A 13,905-nucleotide genomic window follows, 5' to 3' on the forward strand; every position below is an offset into this window, starting at 1 on the left:
CACATCGAAAGATAGTGAATAGCTATCCATTGTCGATGACGATTAGTTTTTGCACAAGTAAAAACTCGCTTTTATGCGACGCTGTGCTCAACCGTCATCGAATTCCATTATCGAAGCATCAAGTTTCCTGAATGACAAGACACCGATACGGTTCAGGCGCCGCCCCATAGCTCGGCGTTGGCGCCGGTGCGCGGCGCGGTCACGCCAAAGTGCTGGTACGCCGCCGGCGTGGCGATACGGCCGCGCGGCGTGCGTTGCAGGTAGCCCTGCTGGATCAGGTAGGGCTCGAGCACGTCTTCGATGGTGTCGCGTTCTTCGCCGATGGCGGCGGCCAGGTTGTCCAACCCGACCGGGCCGCCACCGAACTTGAACAACACGGCTTCGAGCAGCTTGCGGTCCATCAGGTCGAACCCGACCGGGTCGACATCGAGCATCACCAGCGCGGCATCGGCCATCTCGCGGGTGATGCGACCGCTGCCCTTGACCTCGGCATAGTCGCGTACCCGGCGCAGCAGCCGATTGGCGATGCGCGGCGTACCACGACTGCGACGGGCGATCTCCAGCGCGCCCTCTTCCACGATGGGCGCATTGAGCAGGCCGGCGCTGCGGGTCACGATGCGCGCCAGCTCGGGCGGGGTGTAGAACTCCAGCCGGGCGACGATGCCGAAACGGTCGCGCAAGGGGTTCGTCAGCATGCCGGCGCGGGTGGTGGCGCCGACCAGCGTGAAGGGCTGCAGGTCGAGCCGCACCGAGCGTGCCGCAGGTCCTTCGCCGATCATGATATCGATTTGATAATCCTCCAGCGCCGGATAGAGGATCTCCTCGACCACCGGCGACAGGCGATGGATTTCGTCGATGAACAGCACGTCATGCGCTTCGAGGTTGGTCAGCAGCGCCGCCAGGTCGCCGGCTCTTTCGAGGACCGGGCCGGACGTCTGGCGCAGGTTGACGCCCATCTCGCGCGCAATGATGTGCGCCATGGTGGTCTTGCCCAGTCCGGGTGGTCCGAACAGCAGCGTATGGTCGAGCGCCTCACCGCGACCACGGGCGGCAGAGATGAAGATCTCGAGCTGGTTGCGGATCTTTTCCTGGCCGACGTATTCGTCGAGCTGTTTGGGGCGCAACGCGCGCTCGATGGCCTCTTCGTTGGGCGAGGCCGGGGTAGCGGCGATGATGCGCTGTTCGGAGAAATCGTCGGTCTGGATGCTCATGCCTGGCTCCTGTTTGCCTGCTCTGTGCCGTTACGCTTTGGACAAGGCCTTGAGCGCATGCTTGATGCCGTCGGATACACCGGCTTCCTTGGGCACCTGCTTCATGGCCAGGGTCGCCTCCTTGTCGGAGTAACCCAGCGCCAGCAGGGCGTTGAGGATGTCGGAACTGGCGTCGCCATGGAGCGCGCCACCGGCCACACCGAGATCGGCGCCCAGCTTGCCCTTGAGTTCGAGCAGCAGGCGTTCGGCGGTTTTCTTGCCGATGCCCGGCACGCGCGTGAGGCGGCCAGCTTCCTGCAGCGTCACGGCCTGGGCCAGGTCGGCCACCGACATGCCCGACAGGATCGCCAGCGCGGTGCGCGCGCCGACGCCCGAAATCTTGATCAGCTCCTTGAACGTATTGCGTTCTTCGGCGGTCCCAAACCCGAACAGCACGTGCGCGTCTTCGCGAATGGCCAGGTGGGTCAGCAGCACCACCTTCTCACCCAGCGCGGGCAGGTTGTAGAAGGTGCTCATGGGGACGGCGATTTCGTAGCCGACGCCGTTGCAATCGACCAGCAGATTCGGGGGATTTTTTTCGAACAGGGTTCCGGAGAGGCGACCGATCATGGCGTAATTGTTGTGCTCGTGGCGGGTTCGACGATAATCACCGAATGATACCGTACTGTTCGGATAAACAGTATCCGGCCCAACCATTACAGAACAAAGGACCACCATGGCTGGCAGCAGCTTGTTTGCACTGATCGACGATATCGCGTCGATCCTCGATGATGTTTCGGCGATGACCAAGGTCGCCGCCAAGAAGACCGCCGGCGTGCTCGGTGACGATCTGGCGCTCAACGCCCAGCAGGTGGCCGGGGTCAAGGCCGATCGCGAATTGCCGGTGGTGTGGGCAGTGGCGCTGGGCTCGCTCAAGAACAAGGCGATCCTGGTGCCGGCGGCGCTGGCCATCAGCGCCTTCATCCCGTGGGCGGTGACGCCGCTGCTGATGCTGGGCGGCGCCTTCCTGTGCTTCGAGGGCGCCGAGAAACTGGCCCACAAATACCTGCATCCGGGTGACGAACATCACGATGCTGCCGCCGTGGCCGACGATGTCGATCCGGTCGCGCTTGAAAAAGAAAAGATCCGTGGCGCCGTGCGCACCGACTTCATCCTGTCGGCCGAGATCATCGCCATCACGCTGGGCACCGTGGCCGGAGCCTCGCTGCAGCAGCAGATCACGGTGCTGGTGGGCATTGCGCTGATCATGACGGTTGGGGTATATGGCCTGGTGGCCGGCATCGTCAAGCTTGATGACGGCGGCCTGTACCTGCTGCGCACGGCCGGCAGCAGCGGCTTCGGCCAATTGAAGGCACGACTCGGGCGCGCCATCCTGGCGGCCGCGCCGGCGATGATGCGCAGCCTGTCGGTGATCGGCACGGTGGCCATGTTCATGGTGGGCGGCGGCATCCTCACGCATGGCCTGCCGTTTGCCCATCATGGCATCGAGAGCGCCACTGCCGTGGTGGCGGCCGTGCCCCTGCTGGGGACGGTGCTGGCGGCCATTACGCCGGCCGTGCTCAATGCGCTGTTCGGCGTCGTCGCCGGTGGCGTGGTGGTGCTGGCGGTCGAAGCGGTCAAGCGCCTGCTCGGCGCCTTTAAGCGTTAGCCTACCAGGCGTCCGCCCTTCAGGCGCAATCCCTTACGCGCCAATCCGGGCGCCAGCGCGCCCAGCGCCGCCAGGGTGTCGCCGCCATGGGCATGACAGATCGCCACCCCGAGTGCATCGGCGGCGTCGGTGCCGGGCAAACCTGGCAGGTGCAGCAGGCGCGCCACCATTTCCTGCACCTGCGCCTTCTGCGCCTTGCCATGTCCGGCCACGGCCTGCTTGACCTGCAGCGCGGTATATTCGGCCACGGCCAGATCGGCATTGACTAGCGCGCAGATGGCCGCACCGCGTGCCTGCCCCAGCAGCAGGGTCGAGTGCGGGTTGACGTTGACGAACACCTTTTCGATGGCGGCGCAGTCGGGCGCGTAGGTGCGCACCACTTCCGACACGCTGGAGAGAATCACCTTCAGGCGCGACGGCAGGTCGCCGTCGGGCGTCTTGATGGTGCCCGATGCAATATAGGCAAGCTGGTTGCCCTGCTTGTCGATGACGCCAAAGCCGGTGGTGCGCAAGCCGGGATCGATACCGATGATCTTCAAGGGTTGGCCGCCTTCATCGACTGCGCCTGTTGCACCCATTGCTGCACCGACGGCCGCAGCCATTGCCGCTGTGCGTACTGGCGCAGGTCGTCCGGCACGGCGTCGCCGGGCATGGCCAGGCGGTTGATCATCAGCGCCAGGTCGACGTCGGCGATGCTCCACTGGTCGAACAGCGATTCACGCCCGTCCAGCGCGGCACGGGCCACTGCCACCAGCTTGTCGGCAGCAGCCCGCGCCGCCGGCGACAGCGGCGCATAGCCGTCTCCGTAGAACACCACTTCAGTCGGCCGTTCCTGGCGCACCGGCATCAGGTCGCTGCGCAGCCAGGCCTGCATCTCGCGCGCCTTGGCGCGTTGCCGGGCATCGGCCGGATAGACGGCGGGATAGTCCGGCGCGGCAAAGCGCTGCTCGAGGTATTCGGAGATGGCGGTCGATTCGGACAAATGAAAATCCCCCTCGGACAAGGCCGGTACCCGGCGCGTCAGCGACACGCTGGCATAACTGCTGTCCTGGTTCTGGCGGGTCGACAGATCGATCGTCAGGAGTTCGAACGGCAACTTCTTTTCGGTCAACGTGACGAACGCCGACATGGCGTAGGGACTGATGAACTGGGCGTCGACGTAGAGCTTGAGTTGGGGGGTGGTCAAGTGGGTCTCCCTGATGATCTTGTCTTGGGCGCCTGGTCGATGGCGCACTGGTTGTCCGCTACATTAAAGCAAAACGCCCGGCAGCGCCGGGCGTTGATCATGCAGTTGACGCCACGGCCATCAATGACGGAAGTGACGCGTACCGGTCAGCAGCATCACTACGCCACGCTCGTCGGCGGCATCGATCACTTCCTGGTCGCGCATCGATCCACCCGGGTGGATGACGCTGGTCGCACCGGCGTCCACCACCACGTCGAGGCCGTCGCGGAACGGGAAGAAGGCATCCGACGCCACCGCCGAACCGGCCAGCGTCAGGCCGGCATTCTGGGCCTTGATCGAAGCGATGCGGGCTGAGTCGATGCGGCTCATCTGGCCGGCGCCGACACCCAGCGTCATGCCGTTGCCACAGAACACGATGGCGTTGGACTTGACGAACTTGGCCACGCGCCAGGCAAACATCAGGTCCTGCAGTTGCTGCTGGGTCGGCTGCAGCTTGCTGACTACGCGCACATCGGACAACAAAACGTTCTTGGCATCCGGCGACTGCACCAGCAGGCCGCCGCCGACACGCTTGAAGTCGTAGCCATTGAGCGCGTCGCCCAGCGGGATCTCGAGCAGGCGCACGTTCTGCTTGGCCGCGAAGACCTGCTTTGCCTCGTCCGAGAACGATGGCGCGATCAGCACCTCGACGAATTGCTTGGCCACGGCTTCGGCGGCAGCGCCGTCGAGCGTGCGGTTGAAGGCGATGATGCCGCCGAAGGCCGAGGTCGGGTCGGTCTGCAATGCCTTGCTATAGGCTTCCAGCGGATTGGCGCCGATGGCCACGCCGCAGGGGTTGGCGTGCTTGATGATGACGCAGGCAGCGGTATCGGCGGCAGAAAAGGTCTTGACGCATTCCCACGCCGCATCGGCGTCGGCGATGTTGTTGAAGGACAGTTCCTTGCCCTGCAATTGGGTGTAGTTGGCCAGCGCGCCGTCGACCTGCTTGACGTCACGGTAGAACGCCGCGCTCTGGTGCGGGTTCTCGCCGTAGCGCATGTCCTGCACCTTCTCGAAGTGCAGGTTCAGCGTTTCGGGATAGGCGCTGCGGGTGGCGTGCTGGTGGTCTTCGCCCAACGCGGTGAAGTAGTTGGTGATGGCGCCGTCGTACTGGGCGGTGTGGGCAAACACCTTCTTGGCCAGCGCGAAACGCTTTTCGTAAGGCAGGTCGCCGCTGGCCTTGAGTTCGGCCAGCACGCCGTCATAGTCGGTCGGATCGCACAGCACGATCACGTCCTTGTGGTTCTTGGCCGACGAACGCAGCATGGCCGGGCCGCCGATGTCGATGTTCTCGATCGCGTCTTCCAGCGAGCATTGCTCCTTGGCCACGGTCTGCTGGAACGGATACAGGTTCACCACCACCATGTCGATAGGCGGGATGTCGAACTGGTTCAGCGAGGCCACGTGCTCGGGAAAATCGCGGCGCGCCAGGATGCCGCCATGCACCTTCGGATGCAGCGTCTTGACGCGGCCATCCAGCATTTCCGGAAAACCGGTGTAGTCGGCGACTTCGGTCACCTTGACGCCATTGTCGGCCAGCAGCTTGGCAGTGCCACCGGTGGACAGGAGTTCGACGCCCATGGCGGACAGCGCGCGTGCGAATTCGAGCACGCCAGCCTTATCGGAAACGGAAATGAGGGCTTGTTTGATCATGGTAGGCAAGACTGGAAAATGAAGATGGAATATCGAAAGACCGTCACGGTCATTTGCGGCAGGTCGGCGGCGGCGCCCGCGTTCAGAGCAGGCCGTGCTGCTGCAACTTCTTGCGCAGCGTGTTGCGGTTGATGCCGAGGATCTCGGCGGCCTGCGACTGGTTGCCTTCGGCGCGCGCCATCACAGTCTCGAACACCGGCTTTTCGACGGTGGACAAGACCATGTCGTACACGTTGGTCGGCAATTGCTCGCCCAGATCCCGGAAGTATTTTTCCAGGCTCTTCTTGACCACGTCCTCAATGCTTTCTTTGCTCATTGCTGTTGCTGCTTCTTTTTATCGACATCGTGGCTCCGTGCGCCGCTGCTGCCCTGGCGTCCCCATGGAACTGTCCGTGCCACGATGTGCTGCTGTTGATCAATTGCGCTCAGGGCGCATGCGATTCATTCCACCCACACCCCAAAGCGTCTTGCCATCCTGGCACTCAGGCGGCAAGCGGCTCTCTAGCAACCTCGTATTGTAACCGGTCACCCAGGGCCGCCTGCTGCGCGAAGAATCCGCGCACGACGTCGAGCTGTTGCTGACAGTCCTCGATGCGGTTCATGCCGCGCCGGAACTGCTCGCCACCGGGCAAGTCACGCACATACCAGCCGATGTGCTTGCGCGCGGTGCGCACGCCCAGATAGTCGCCGTAGAACGCATAGTGCGCCCGCAGGTGTTCATCCATCAATTGCTCGACCTCGGCCACCAGCGGCGCCGGCAAATGCATGCCGGTCTGCAGGAAGTGGTCGATCTCGCGGAAGATCCACGGTCGCCCTTGCGCCGCCCGGCCCACCATCACCGCATCGGCGCCAGTAATGCGCAACACCTCGCGCGCCTTTTCGGGCGTCGTGATGTCGCCGTTGGCGACCACCGGGATTCCCACCGCCGCCTTCACTGCCGCAATCGTGTCGTACTCGGCCTGGCCGCTGTAACCATCGGCACGAGTGCGGCCGTGCAATGTCAGCATGGCAATGCCGCTCTGCTCGGCCAGCGCGGCAATCCGCAGCGCGTTCTTGTTGGCACGGTCCCAGCCGGTGCGAAACTTCAGCGTGACCGGCACATCGACGGCACCCACTACCGCTTCCAGGATGCTGGCCACCAGCGCCTCGTTCTGCAGCAGGGCAGAACCGCACCAGCTATTGCAGACCTTCTTGACCGGGCACCCCATGTTGATGTCGATCACCTGGGCGCCGCGCTCGACGTTATAGCGCGCACAGTCGGCCAGCATGCCAGGATCGGCGCCGGCGATCTGGACCGCCTTGGGTTCCATCTCGCCATCGTGGTTGGTGCGGCGCGAGGTCTTCTCGCTGTGCCACAACCTGGGGTCGGACGCGGCCATCTCGGACACTGCGTACCCCGCCCCCAGCTGCTTGCACAACTGGCGGAAAGGACGATCGGTCACGCCCGCCATGGGCGCGACAAACACGTTGTTTCGCAGGGTATACGGGCCGATCTTCACGACGAGACTTAACGGGAATGCGGGGAAAGGGCGCTATTTTAGCGCGATTGCAGACCGCGCCCAACAACAATCGGGGGCGCTTGCACGGTAGAGCAGGGTTTTGCGGCTGATGAATTAATAAGCAACAACACTTGTTGCCAAAGCGACACTATCGATGCAGATGCGGCTCAGCGGTCGACCTCGTCGAGGGCTTCGCGCTGCAGGTGGTCGATCTCGCCCCAGGAGCGAATCCGGGCGCGTTGACCATCCCATTGCAGGCGATTGACGCTGGCGTTGAAGATATCGAAAGTGCGTGGCTGGACGAAATCGGAACCGCTGGCCCAGTGATGGAGGCACTCCAGCACCCCGCCATGGGTGACGATGGCCACCTTGCGATGCCCGGCGCCGGCGCCCAGCACCCGCTGCACCGCCGCCACCGAACGCTGGTAGAACTCGCGCATGGTCTCGGCCTGGCGCTCGTCGCCCGCCGGATAACGGGCATCCGGCTCGCGCGCCTTCCACTGGCGGTAGGCCTCGGGGTAGCGTTGCTCGACCTCGGCATGACGCAAGCCTTCGAAGGCGCCATAGCAACGCTCGCGCAGACCGGCGTCGATGCCGACCGGCAAGCCGGCGACCGTGGCCACGGCCTGGGCGGTGTCACGGGCGCGCTGCAGATCGCTGGCGAAGATGGCGTCGATACCCTCGCCGGCCAGTGCAGCACCCAGCGCCAGTATCTGGCGCTGGCCCTCGGCATTGAGGCCGATATCGATATGGCCTTGCAGGCGCTTGTCCACGTTCCAGTCGGTTTCGCCGTGGCGGATCAACAATATTTCAGTCATGCATTGCCTGTGTGCGGTCAGCGGATGGCGTCGGGATTGAGGGCATACAAGCCCTGGAACGAAGCCTGCTCCAGCACGTGGTCGCGCAGCGCGGTGACCACGATGGAACCCTGCAACTGGCCGTTGACCGGCAGTTGCGCCACATCCAGCGCATAGAGCGTGAAGATATAGCGGTGCACCAGGGCATCGTTCCATGGCGGGCATGGACCGTCATAGCCGAAATACTCGCCACGCATGTCGCCGTCGCCGGCAAACCAGCCGGTGTAGTCATTGAGACCCTGTCGTGCGCCCGGCATGGTATCGCCCAGCACGCCAGGACCAGGCTTGCCGCGCGCGGTCACGCCGTTGCTGAACTGGCCGACCTTGATCGATGACACCGACGGCGGGATGTCGACCAGGGTCCAGTGGAAGAAATCGACCCGCGGCAACTCCAGCGGCACGGTCTTGCCTTCCTGGTTGACATCGTCGCCACGCGACGGCACGTCGGGGTCGTGCACCACCAGCGCCAGCGACTTGGTGCCGGCGGGGAGATCGCTCCAGGCGAAGTGGGGATTGCGGTTCGACGACAGGGCCACATGCGTCTTCGGGTCTGCCACGGCGAAAGCGAATTCACCGGGGATGGTGTCGCCGTCCTTGAAAGAATCGCTCCAGAATTTCATGTCATCTCCTTCAACAATGTGATCCGTCAGAAAACCAGCTCATCCGTACGTTACCAGATGCATCCCTCCCAGATGGGGGCGATGCGGCCCGGCTTCAATGGCTGGCCGTCGGCACCTTCGGATGCACCTGCAGCCACAGCGTCACCGGGCCATCGTTGACGAGCGAAACCTTCATGTCGGCGCCAAAGCGCCCGCTGCCCACCCGCGCCGCGCCCAGTCGCTCACGCGCCTGGGCCACGAAATGTGCAAACAGCGCCAAACCCAGTTCGGGCGGTGCGGCAGGGGTAAAGGAGGGCCGCGTGCCGGAATTGGTATCGGCCGCCAGCGTGAACTGCGGCACCAGCAGCAGCGCGCCCTGCACATCGACCACGCTGCGGTTCATGCGCCCGCTGTCGTCGGCAAAGACCCGATACGCCAGCAGCTTGGACAGCAGCGCATCGGCCTCGGCCCGGGTGTCGTGGCGCTCGGCGCACACCAGCACCATCAGGCCGTCGTCGATGGCGCCGATACGCTCGCCATCAACCACCACGGCGGCCTGGCTGACCCGTTGCAGCAATGCAATCATGCCCTGCCCTTACGCCAGCGTGACGCGAGCGAACTTGCGCTTGCCGACCTGCAACACGAATTCACCTGCCTCCACCTTCAGGCCCTTGTCGCTGATGACGGCGCCGTCGATGCGCACGCCGCCCTGCTCGACCATGCGCAGCGCCTCCGAGGTCGAGGCGCACAGGTTGGCCTGCTTGAGCAACTGGCCGATACCCAGCGGCGCGCCGCTCAGGCTGATGGCCGGGATGTCGTCGGGAATGCCGCCCTTGGAACGATTGACGAAGTCGGTCAGCGCGTCTTCGGCGGCCTGCTGCGAGTGGAAGCGGGTCACGATCTCCTGCGCCAGCGCCACCTTCAGGTCGCGCGGGTTGCGCCCCGCCTCGACCTCGGCCTTGAATCCGGCGATCTCGGCGATCGAGCGGAACGACAGCAGGTCGAAATAACGCCACATCATGGTGTCGGAGATGCTCATGACCTTGCCGAACATGTTGTTGGCCGGCTCGGTGATGCCGATGTAGTTGCCCTTGGACTTGGACATCTTCTCGACGCCGTCCAGCCCTTCCAGCAACGGCATGGTCAGGATGCACTGCGGCTCCTGGCCCCAGTCCTTCTGCAGTTCGCGGCCCACCAGCAGGTTGAATTTCTGGTCGGTGCCGCCCAGCTCGAGGTCGGCCTTGAGCTCGACCGAGTCGTAACCCTGCATCAGCGGGTACAGGAACTCGTGCACCGAAATCGGCGTACCGTCGCGGAAGCGCTTGGTGAAGTCGTCGCGCTCCATCATGCGCGCCACCGTATAACGCGACGCCAGCTGGATCATGCCGCGACTGCCGAGCTTGTCGCACCATTCGGAGTTATAGCGGATCTCGGTGCGCTCCGGATCGAGCACCAGGCTGGCCTGGGCGAAGTAGGTCTTGGCGTTGACCTCGATCTGCTCGCGGGTCAGCGGCGGACGGGTGGCATTGCGCCCCGAAGGATCGCCGATCATCGACGTGAAGTCGCCGATCAGGAAGATCACCTGATGGCCCAGGTCCTGCAGCTGGCGCATCTTGTTGAGCACCACGGTGTGGCCCAGGTGCAGGTCGGGCGCGGTCGGATCCAGGCCCAGCTTGATGCGCAGCGGCTGGCCGCTTTGTTCGGAACGCGCCAGCTTCTGGGCGAATTCGCTCTCGATGAGCAACTCGTCAACGCCACGCCGGGCGATGGCCATGGCCTCGTTGACACGGTCGCTCAGTGGCAGGACAGCAGGACGGGCGGCAATAGGTGCGTTGGATTGGTCGTGATTCATCGATATAACTAAAAAATTGGCTTTTGTAGGACAGACTGGAAAAGCGTATTGCTATAATTCTGACTTCGTTTTTCTGCTGAGCGCCTGTAACGGGCCGACATGCGGCCTCAGAATGCCCGGTCAGCAGGAAGTGCATCCACAATGTTCGGGATCTTTTGCCAGCAACGCTGCGGGGGGACAGTATCGCAGCGTGTGCAGTCAGCGCGACCGGTCCAGGACAGAAAACGTCAGATTTTAACGTATTGCATGTTCTCACAAGATAAATTCACGCGCGTAACGTCCCGATGCCTGTCTGTTCTGCAGTCCTGCCATCACCGAATCGCCAACACCTCTGCCAAGACCCGCATCGTCGGCGCCGGCGCCTTGTTCCTGGGCGCCTTCACGCTGGGCGCAGCCGGTTTTTCGCCCGCTGAACCCGACCTGAAGGATGCGCCGGTCAACCCGGTCTCGGTCGAGTTGCCCCTGCCCAACCTGGCGCAACAGATCAGCACCCTCGAAGATAACGCCCAGTACTACGTCAACGAAGAAAAAGTGCGCAGCGGCGACACGCTGGCCACGCTGCTCAACCGGCTGGGCGTGGATGATGAGCAGGCGGCCAGCTTCATCAAGTCCGACACCCTGGCGCGCTCGGTGATGCAACTGCGCGCCGGCAAGCGCGTGGTGGCGCAGACCGACGACAGCGGCGAGCTGGTGCGCCTGTCGGCCACGCTCGATGACGGCAGTGACAACGTGCGCAACCTGGTCATTTCGCGTGACGGCGACAACTTCAAGGCCGACGCTGCCCCGGCAGTGCTGGAGCGCCGCGTCGAGATGCGCTCCGGCATCATCTTCTCGTCCCTGTTTGCCGCCACCGACGTGGCGCAGATTCCCGATGGCGTGGCGATGCAACTGGTGGACATGTTTGCCACCAATATCAATTTCGCCTCCGACCTGCGCCGCGGCGACCGCTTCAACGTGGTCTACGAGACCTTCTGGCAGAACGGCGACCTGGTGCGCACCGGCCGCGTGCTGGCCGGCGAATTCGACAATGCCGGCAACCGCTACCAGGCCGTGTGGTTCAACGAACCGGGCAACAAGACCGGCGGCGGCTACTACGCCTTCGATGGCAAGTCGCTCAAGAAGGCATTCCTGAAGTCGCCCCTGGCGTTTACCCGTATCTCATCCGGTTTCTCGATGCGCCTGCACCCGATCCTGGGCCAGTGGAAGCAGCACACCGGGGTCGACTTCGCGGCCCCGACCGGCACCCCGATCCATGCCGCAGCCGATGGCGTGGTCGACTTTGTCGGCCAGCAGAATGGCTACGGCAACATCGTGGTGATCAAGCACTGGAGCGGCTATTCGACCGCCTACGGCCACATGAGCCGTTTTGCCAGCGGCATCAAGAAGGGCATGAAGGTCGGCCAGAACGACGTGATCGGCTTTGTCGGCATGACCGGCTGGGCTACCGGCCCGCATCTGCACTATGAATTCCGCGTCAACAACCAGCCGCGCAATCCGTTGTCGGTCGAGGTGCCCAACAACCAGGCGCTGACCGGTCCGCAGATGCAGCGCTTCCGTACCGTCGCATCCGACATGCAGCACCGCATGGCGATGCTGCGCGTGCCAGGCGCTCCGGACGTGAAGCTGGCGTCGCGCTGAGTGGCGTCGCACTGAACCTGTCGCACCGGTCAAGGGGCGGTCGCTGTAGAATCGGCGACCGCCCTTTTTCTTTTTTGATCGCGCCATGTCCGTTGCCGTCCCGCTCAACTCCCCTCTTCATATCGGCCTGATGTCGGGCACCAGCCTGGATGGCGTCGATGGCGTGCTGGCGCGCTTTGCCGCTGGCAGCGACACCATCGAGGCCACGCTGGCGGCAGCCTACGTGCCGTTTCCCGAGCACTTGCGCGCCGACCTGATGGCCTTGCAGGCCGCCGGCCCCAATGAAATCGAACGTGAAGCGCATGCCGCCAATGCGCTGGCCGTGCACTACGCCGATTGCGTGCAGCAACTGCTGCTGCAAGGCGCAGTGGAGGCGGCCGATATCGGCCTGGTGGGGGTACACGGCCAGACCATCCGCCATCGGCCCGAACTGGGTTTTACGCGCCAGACCAATAATCCGGCGCTGCTGGCAGAGTTGTGCGGCATCGACGTGGTCGCCGACTTCCGCAGCCGCGACATCGCCGCCGGCGGCCAGGGCGCGCCGCTGGTGCCGGCCTTCCATCGCGCCGTCTTCGGCAGCGAGGTGCAGGATCGTGTGGTGGTCAATATCGGCGGCATCTCCAATATCAGCATCTTGCCGGCCGGCGCCGACCAGGCCACATCTGGCTTCGATACCGGCCCTGGCAACGTATTGATGGATGCGTGGATCAAGCTGCATCAGGGTCGCAACTACGACGCCAACGGCGACTGGGGCGCCAGCGGCCAGGTGCACGCGGGCCTGCTGGCGCAATTGAGTGACGAGCAATTCTTCCGACTGGCGCCGCCCAAGAGCTCGGGTCGCGACCTGTTCCACCTCGACTGGCTGCAGGCGGCGCTGGCGCGCACCGGCCAGCCGGTGTCGGCGGTCGACGTCCAGGCCACACTCACGGCGCTGACCGCTGGAAGCATTGCGCAAGCCATCCTGGCGCATGCGCCGACGACCGAAAAAGTCTATGTCTGTGGGGGTGGTGCGGAAAACGGTTTGCTGATGGGGCTGCTGCACCAGGCGCTGGGCGGCCGCCTATCGGTAGAATCGACCGCCGTGCTGGGCGTGGCGCCCAATCAGGTCGAGGCACTGGCGTTTGCCTGGCTGGCACGCCGCTTCGAACTCAGGCTGCCAGGCAACCTGCCGGCCGTCACAGGCGCCCGCGCACCGCGCGTGCTGGGCGCCCTGTATCCGGCCTGACGGGGTGATGCAGGATCAATAACGCGAGATGCGACCATTATCCAGGCGGACCCGGTCGCCAACGCGAAAATCGGTATTGTCTTCCTGCGCAAAATTCTGCAGCGAGCCATCGCTCATGCGCACGCGAATGTTATAGACCTGCTTTTGCTCGGCGTTGTTGCGCTGGATCTTGTTGCCGGCATAGGCGCCACCGGCGGCGCCCGCCACGGTAGCCACCACCTGGCCGGTACCGCCACCCACGGCGCTACCCAGCAAGCCACCGGCGACGCCACCGATCACGGTGCCGGCCACGCCGTTGCTTTCCTTGTGTGACACTTCAATGGCTTCGACTACGCCGGTGCCGTTATAGGACGCGACCCGGTCGTAGGATTGGGATTGCGGCGCGGCGCCATAGGGCTGTTGCGGACTGGCGCAACCGACCAGGATGCCGGCGAAGCTGAGGCTGACGACAGCCAGGGATACGTAATGGTGGCGAATGCTCATGCTGCTCTCCTGTAG

General features: G+C 64.0%; 15 protein-coding genes. 3 read left to right on the forward strand and 12 right to left on the reverse strand.

Annotated features, from left to right (window positions below; translation table 11 throughout):
- Positions 1 to 152 precede the first annotated feature (152 nt).
- Positions 153 to 1,211, reverse strand: a complete 1,059-nt coding sequence (gene ruvB / locus LBW87_RS09620) for a Holliday junction branch migration DNA helicase RuvB (protein WP_225201225.1) — start codon at positions 1,209 to 1,211, stop codon at positions 153 to 155.
- Between the two features lie 30 nt (positions 1,212 to 1,241).
- Positions 1,242 to 1,820, reverse strand: coding sequence for a Holliday junction branch migration protein RuvA (gene ruvA / locus LBW87_RS09625; RefSeq protein WP_225201226.1), 579 nt, complete (start codon positions 1,818 to 1,820; stop codon positions 1,242 to 1,244).
- Between the two features lie 106 nt (positions 1,821 to 1,926).
- Here ruvA and LBW87_RS09630 point away from each other — a divergent pair, with 106 nt between their 5' ends.
- Positions 1,927 to 2,859, forward strand: a complete 933-nt coding sequence (locus tag LBW87_RS09630; protein ID WP_225201227.1) for a DUF808 domain-containing protein — start codon at positions 1,927 to 1,929, stop codon at positions 2,857 to 2,859.
- Here LBW87_RS09630 and ruvC read toward each other — a convergent pair.
- The 9 genes from ruvC to tyrS all read right to left on the reverse strand — a co-directional run bounded on the left by ruvC (position 2,856) and on the right by tyrS (position 10,544).
- Positions 2,856 to 3,398 (reverse strand): crossover junction endodeoxyribonuclease RuvC, encoded by a 543-nt coding sequence (ruvC, locus tag LBW87_RS09635; protein ID WP_225201228.1) that lies wholly within the window; start codon positions 3,396 to 3,398, stop codon positions 2,856 to 2,858. The two genes, LBW87_RS09630 and ruvC, sit on opposite strands and share 4 nt — an antisense overlap.
- On the reverse strand, positions 3,395 to 4,045 hold the full coding sequence (yfcF, locus tag LBW87_RS09640) for a glutathione transferase (RefSeq protein ID WP_225201229.1): 651 nt from the start codon (positions 4,043 to 4,045) through the stop codon (positions 3,395 to 3,397). The genes ruvC and yfcF overlap by 4 nt, the downstream gene beginning before the upstream one ends.
- 120 nt (positions 4,046 to 4,165) lie before the next feature.
- Entirely contained in the window at positions 4,166 to 5,737 is a 1,572-nt protein-coding gene (purH, locus tag LBW87_RS09645; RefSeq protein WP_225201230.1) for a bifunctional phosphoribosylaminoimidazolecarboxamide formyltransferase/IMP cyclohydrolase, read from the reverse strand.
- 82 nt (positions 5,738 to 5,819) lie between these two features.
- Positions 5,820 to 6,053, reverse strand: a complete 234-nt coding sequence (locus tag LBW87_RS09650; protein ID WP_008117471.1) for a Fis family transcriptional regulator — start codon at positions 6,051 to 6,053, stop codon at positions 5,820 to 5,822.
- Positions 6,054 to 6,219: 166 nt separating this feature from the next.
- Positions 6,220 to 7,236, reverse strand: a complete 1,017-nt coding sequence (gene dusB / locus LBW87_RS09655; RefSeq protein ID WP_225201231.1) for a tRNA dihydrouridine synthase DusB — start codon at positions 7,234 to 7,236, stop codon at positions 6,220 to 6,222.
- A gap of 167 nt (positions 7,237 to 7,403) precedes the next feature.
- Positions 7,404 to 8,054 carry a histidine phosphatase family protein gene (locus LBW87_RS09660; RefSeq protein ID WP_225201232.1) on the reverse strand — a complete coding sequence of 217 codons (651 nt, stop codon included), beginning with the start codon at positions 8,052 to 8,054 and terminating at the stop codon, positions 7,404 to 7,406.
- Positions 8,055 to 8,071: 17 nt separating this feature from the next.
- A complete protein-coding gene (locus LBW87_RS09665; RefSeq protein ID WP_225201233.1) occupies positions 8,072 to 8,713 on the reverse strand; it encodes a YbhB/YbcL family Raf kinase inhibitor-like protein in 642 nt (213 codons plus the stop codon).
- Between the two features lie 94 nt (positions 8,714 to 8,807).
- A complete protein-coding gene (gene dtd / locus LBW87_RS09670) occupies positions 8,808 to 9,278 on the reverse strand; it encodes a D-aminoacyl-tRNA deacylase (RefSeq protein WP_225201234.1) in 471 nt (156 codons plus the stop codon).
- Between the two features lie 9 nt (positions 9,279 to 9,287).
- On the reverse strand, positions 9,288 to 10,544 hold the full coding sequence (tyrS, locus tag LBW87_RS09675; protein ID WP_225201235.1) for a tyrosine--tRNA ligase: 1,257 nt from the start codon (positions 10,542 to 10,544) through the stop codon (positions 9,288 to 9,290).
- A 246-nt stretch (positions 10,545 to 10,790) separates the two neighbouring features.
- Between tyrS and LBW87_RS09680 the strand changes: the two genes are divergently transcribed.
- Positions 10,791 to 12,182 carry a M23 family metallopeptidase gene (locus LBW87_RS09680; protein ID WP_225201236.1) on the forward strand — a complete coding sequence of 464 codons (1,392 nt, stop codon included), beginning with the start codon at positions 10,791 to 10,793 and terminating at the stop codon, positions 12,180 to 12,182.
- Between the two features lie 85 nt (positions 12,183 to 12,267).
- Entirely contained in the window at positions 12,268 to 13,407 is a 1,140-nt protein-coding gene (locus tag LBW87_RS09685; protein ID WP_225201237.1) for an anhydro-N-acetylmuramic acid kinase, read from the forward strand.
- 15 nt (positions 13,408 to 13,422) lie between these two features.
- Here the strand turns inward: LBW87_RS09685 and LBW87_RS09690 are convergent, their stop codons facing one another.
- On the reverse strand, positions 13,423 to 13,890 hold the full coding sequence (locus tag LBW87_RS09690; protein WP_225201238.1) for a glycine zipper 2TM domain-containing protein: 468 nt from the start codon (positions 13,888 to 13,890) through the stop codon (positions 13,423 to 13,425).
- Positions 13,891 to 13,905: the final 15 nt, after the last annotated feature.

The sequence above is a fragment of the Herbaspirillum sp. alder98 genome (assembly GCF_020179755.1).
Classification (GTDB): Bacteria; Pseudomonadota; Gammaproteobacteria; order Burkholderiales; family Burkholderiaceae_D; genus Herbaspirillum.

Coding starts and splice junctions, on each gene's coding strand:
- ruvB (WP_225201225.1), bottom strand. CDS start 1,211: ATGAGCATCCAGACCGACGATTTCTCCGAACAGCGCATCATCGCCGCT.
- ruvA (WP_225201226.1), bottom strand. CDS start 1,820: ATGATCGGTCGCCTCTCCGGAACCCTGTTCGAAAAAAATCCCCCGAAT.
- LBW87_RS09630 (WP_225201227.1), top strand. CDS start 1,927: ATGGCTGGCAGCAGCTTGTTTGCACTGATCGACGATATCGCGTCGATC.
- purH (WP_225201230.1), bottom strand. CDS start 5,737: ATGATCAAACAAGCCCTCATTTCCGTTTCCGATAAGGCTGGCGTGCTC.
- LBW87_RS09650 (WP_008117471.1), bottom strand. CDS start 6,053: ATGAGCAAAGAAAGCATTGAGGACGTGGTCAAGAAGAGCCTGGAAAAA.
- LBW87_RS09660 (WP_225201232.1), bottom strand. CDS start 8,054: ATGACTGAAATATTGTTGATCCGCCACGGCGAAACCGACTGGAACGTG.
- LBW87_RS09665 (WP_225201233.1), bottom strand. CDS start 8,713: ATGAAATTCTGGAGCGATTCTTTCAAGGACGGCGACACCATCCCCGGT.
- dtd (WP_225201234.1), bottom strand. CDS start 9,278: ATGATTGCATTGCTGCAACGGGTCAGCCAGGCCGCCGTGGTGGTTGAT.
- tyrS (WP_225201235.1), bottom strand. CDS start 10,544: ATGAATCACGACCAATCCAACGCACCTATTGCCGCCCGTCCTGCTGTC.
- LBW87_RS09680 (WP_225201236.1), top strand. CDS start 10,791: ATGTTCTCACAAGATAAATTCACGCGCGTAACGTCCCGATGCCTGTCT.
- LBW87_RS09685 (WP_225201237.1), top strand. CDS start 12,268: ATGTCCGTTGCCGTCCCGCTCAACTCCCCTCTTCATATCGGCCTGATG.
- LBW87_RS09690 (WP_225201238.1), bottom strand. CDS start 13,890: ATGAGCATTCGCCACCATTACGTATCCCTGGCTGTCGTCAGCCTCAGC.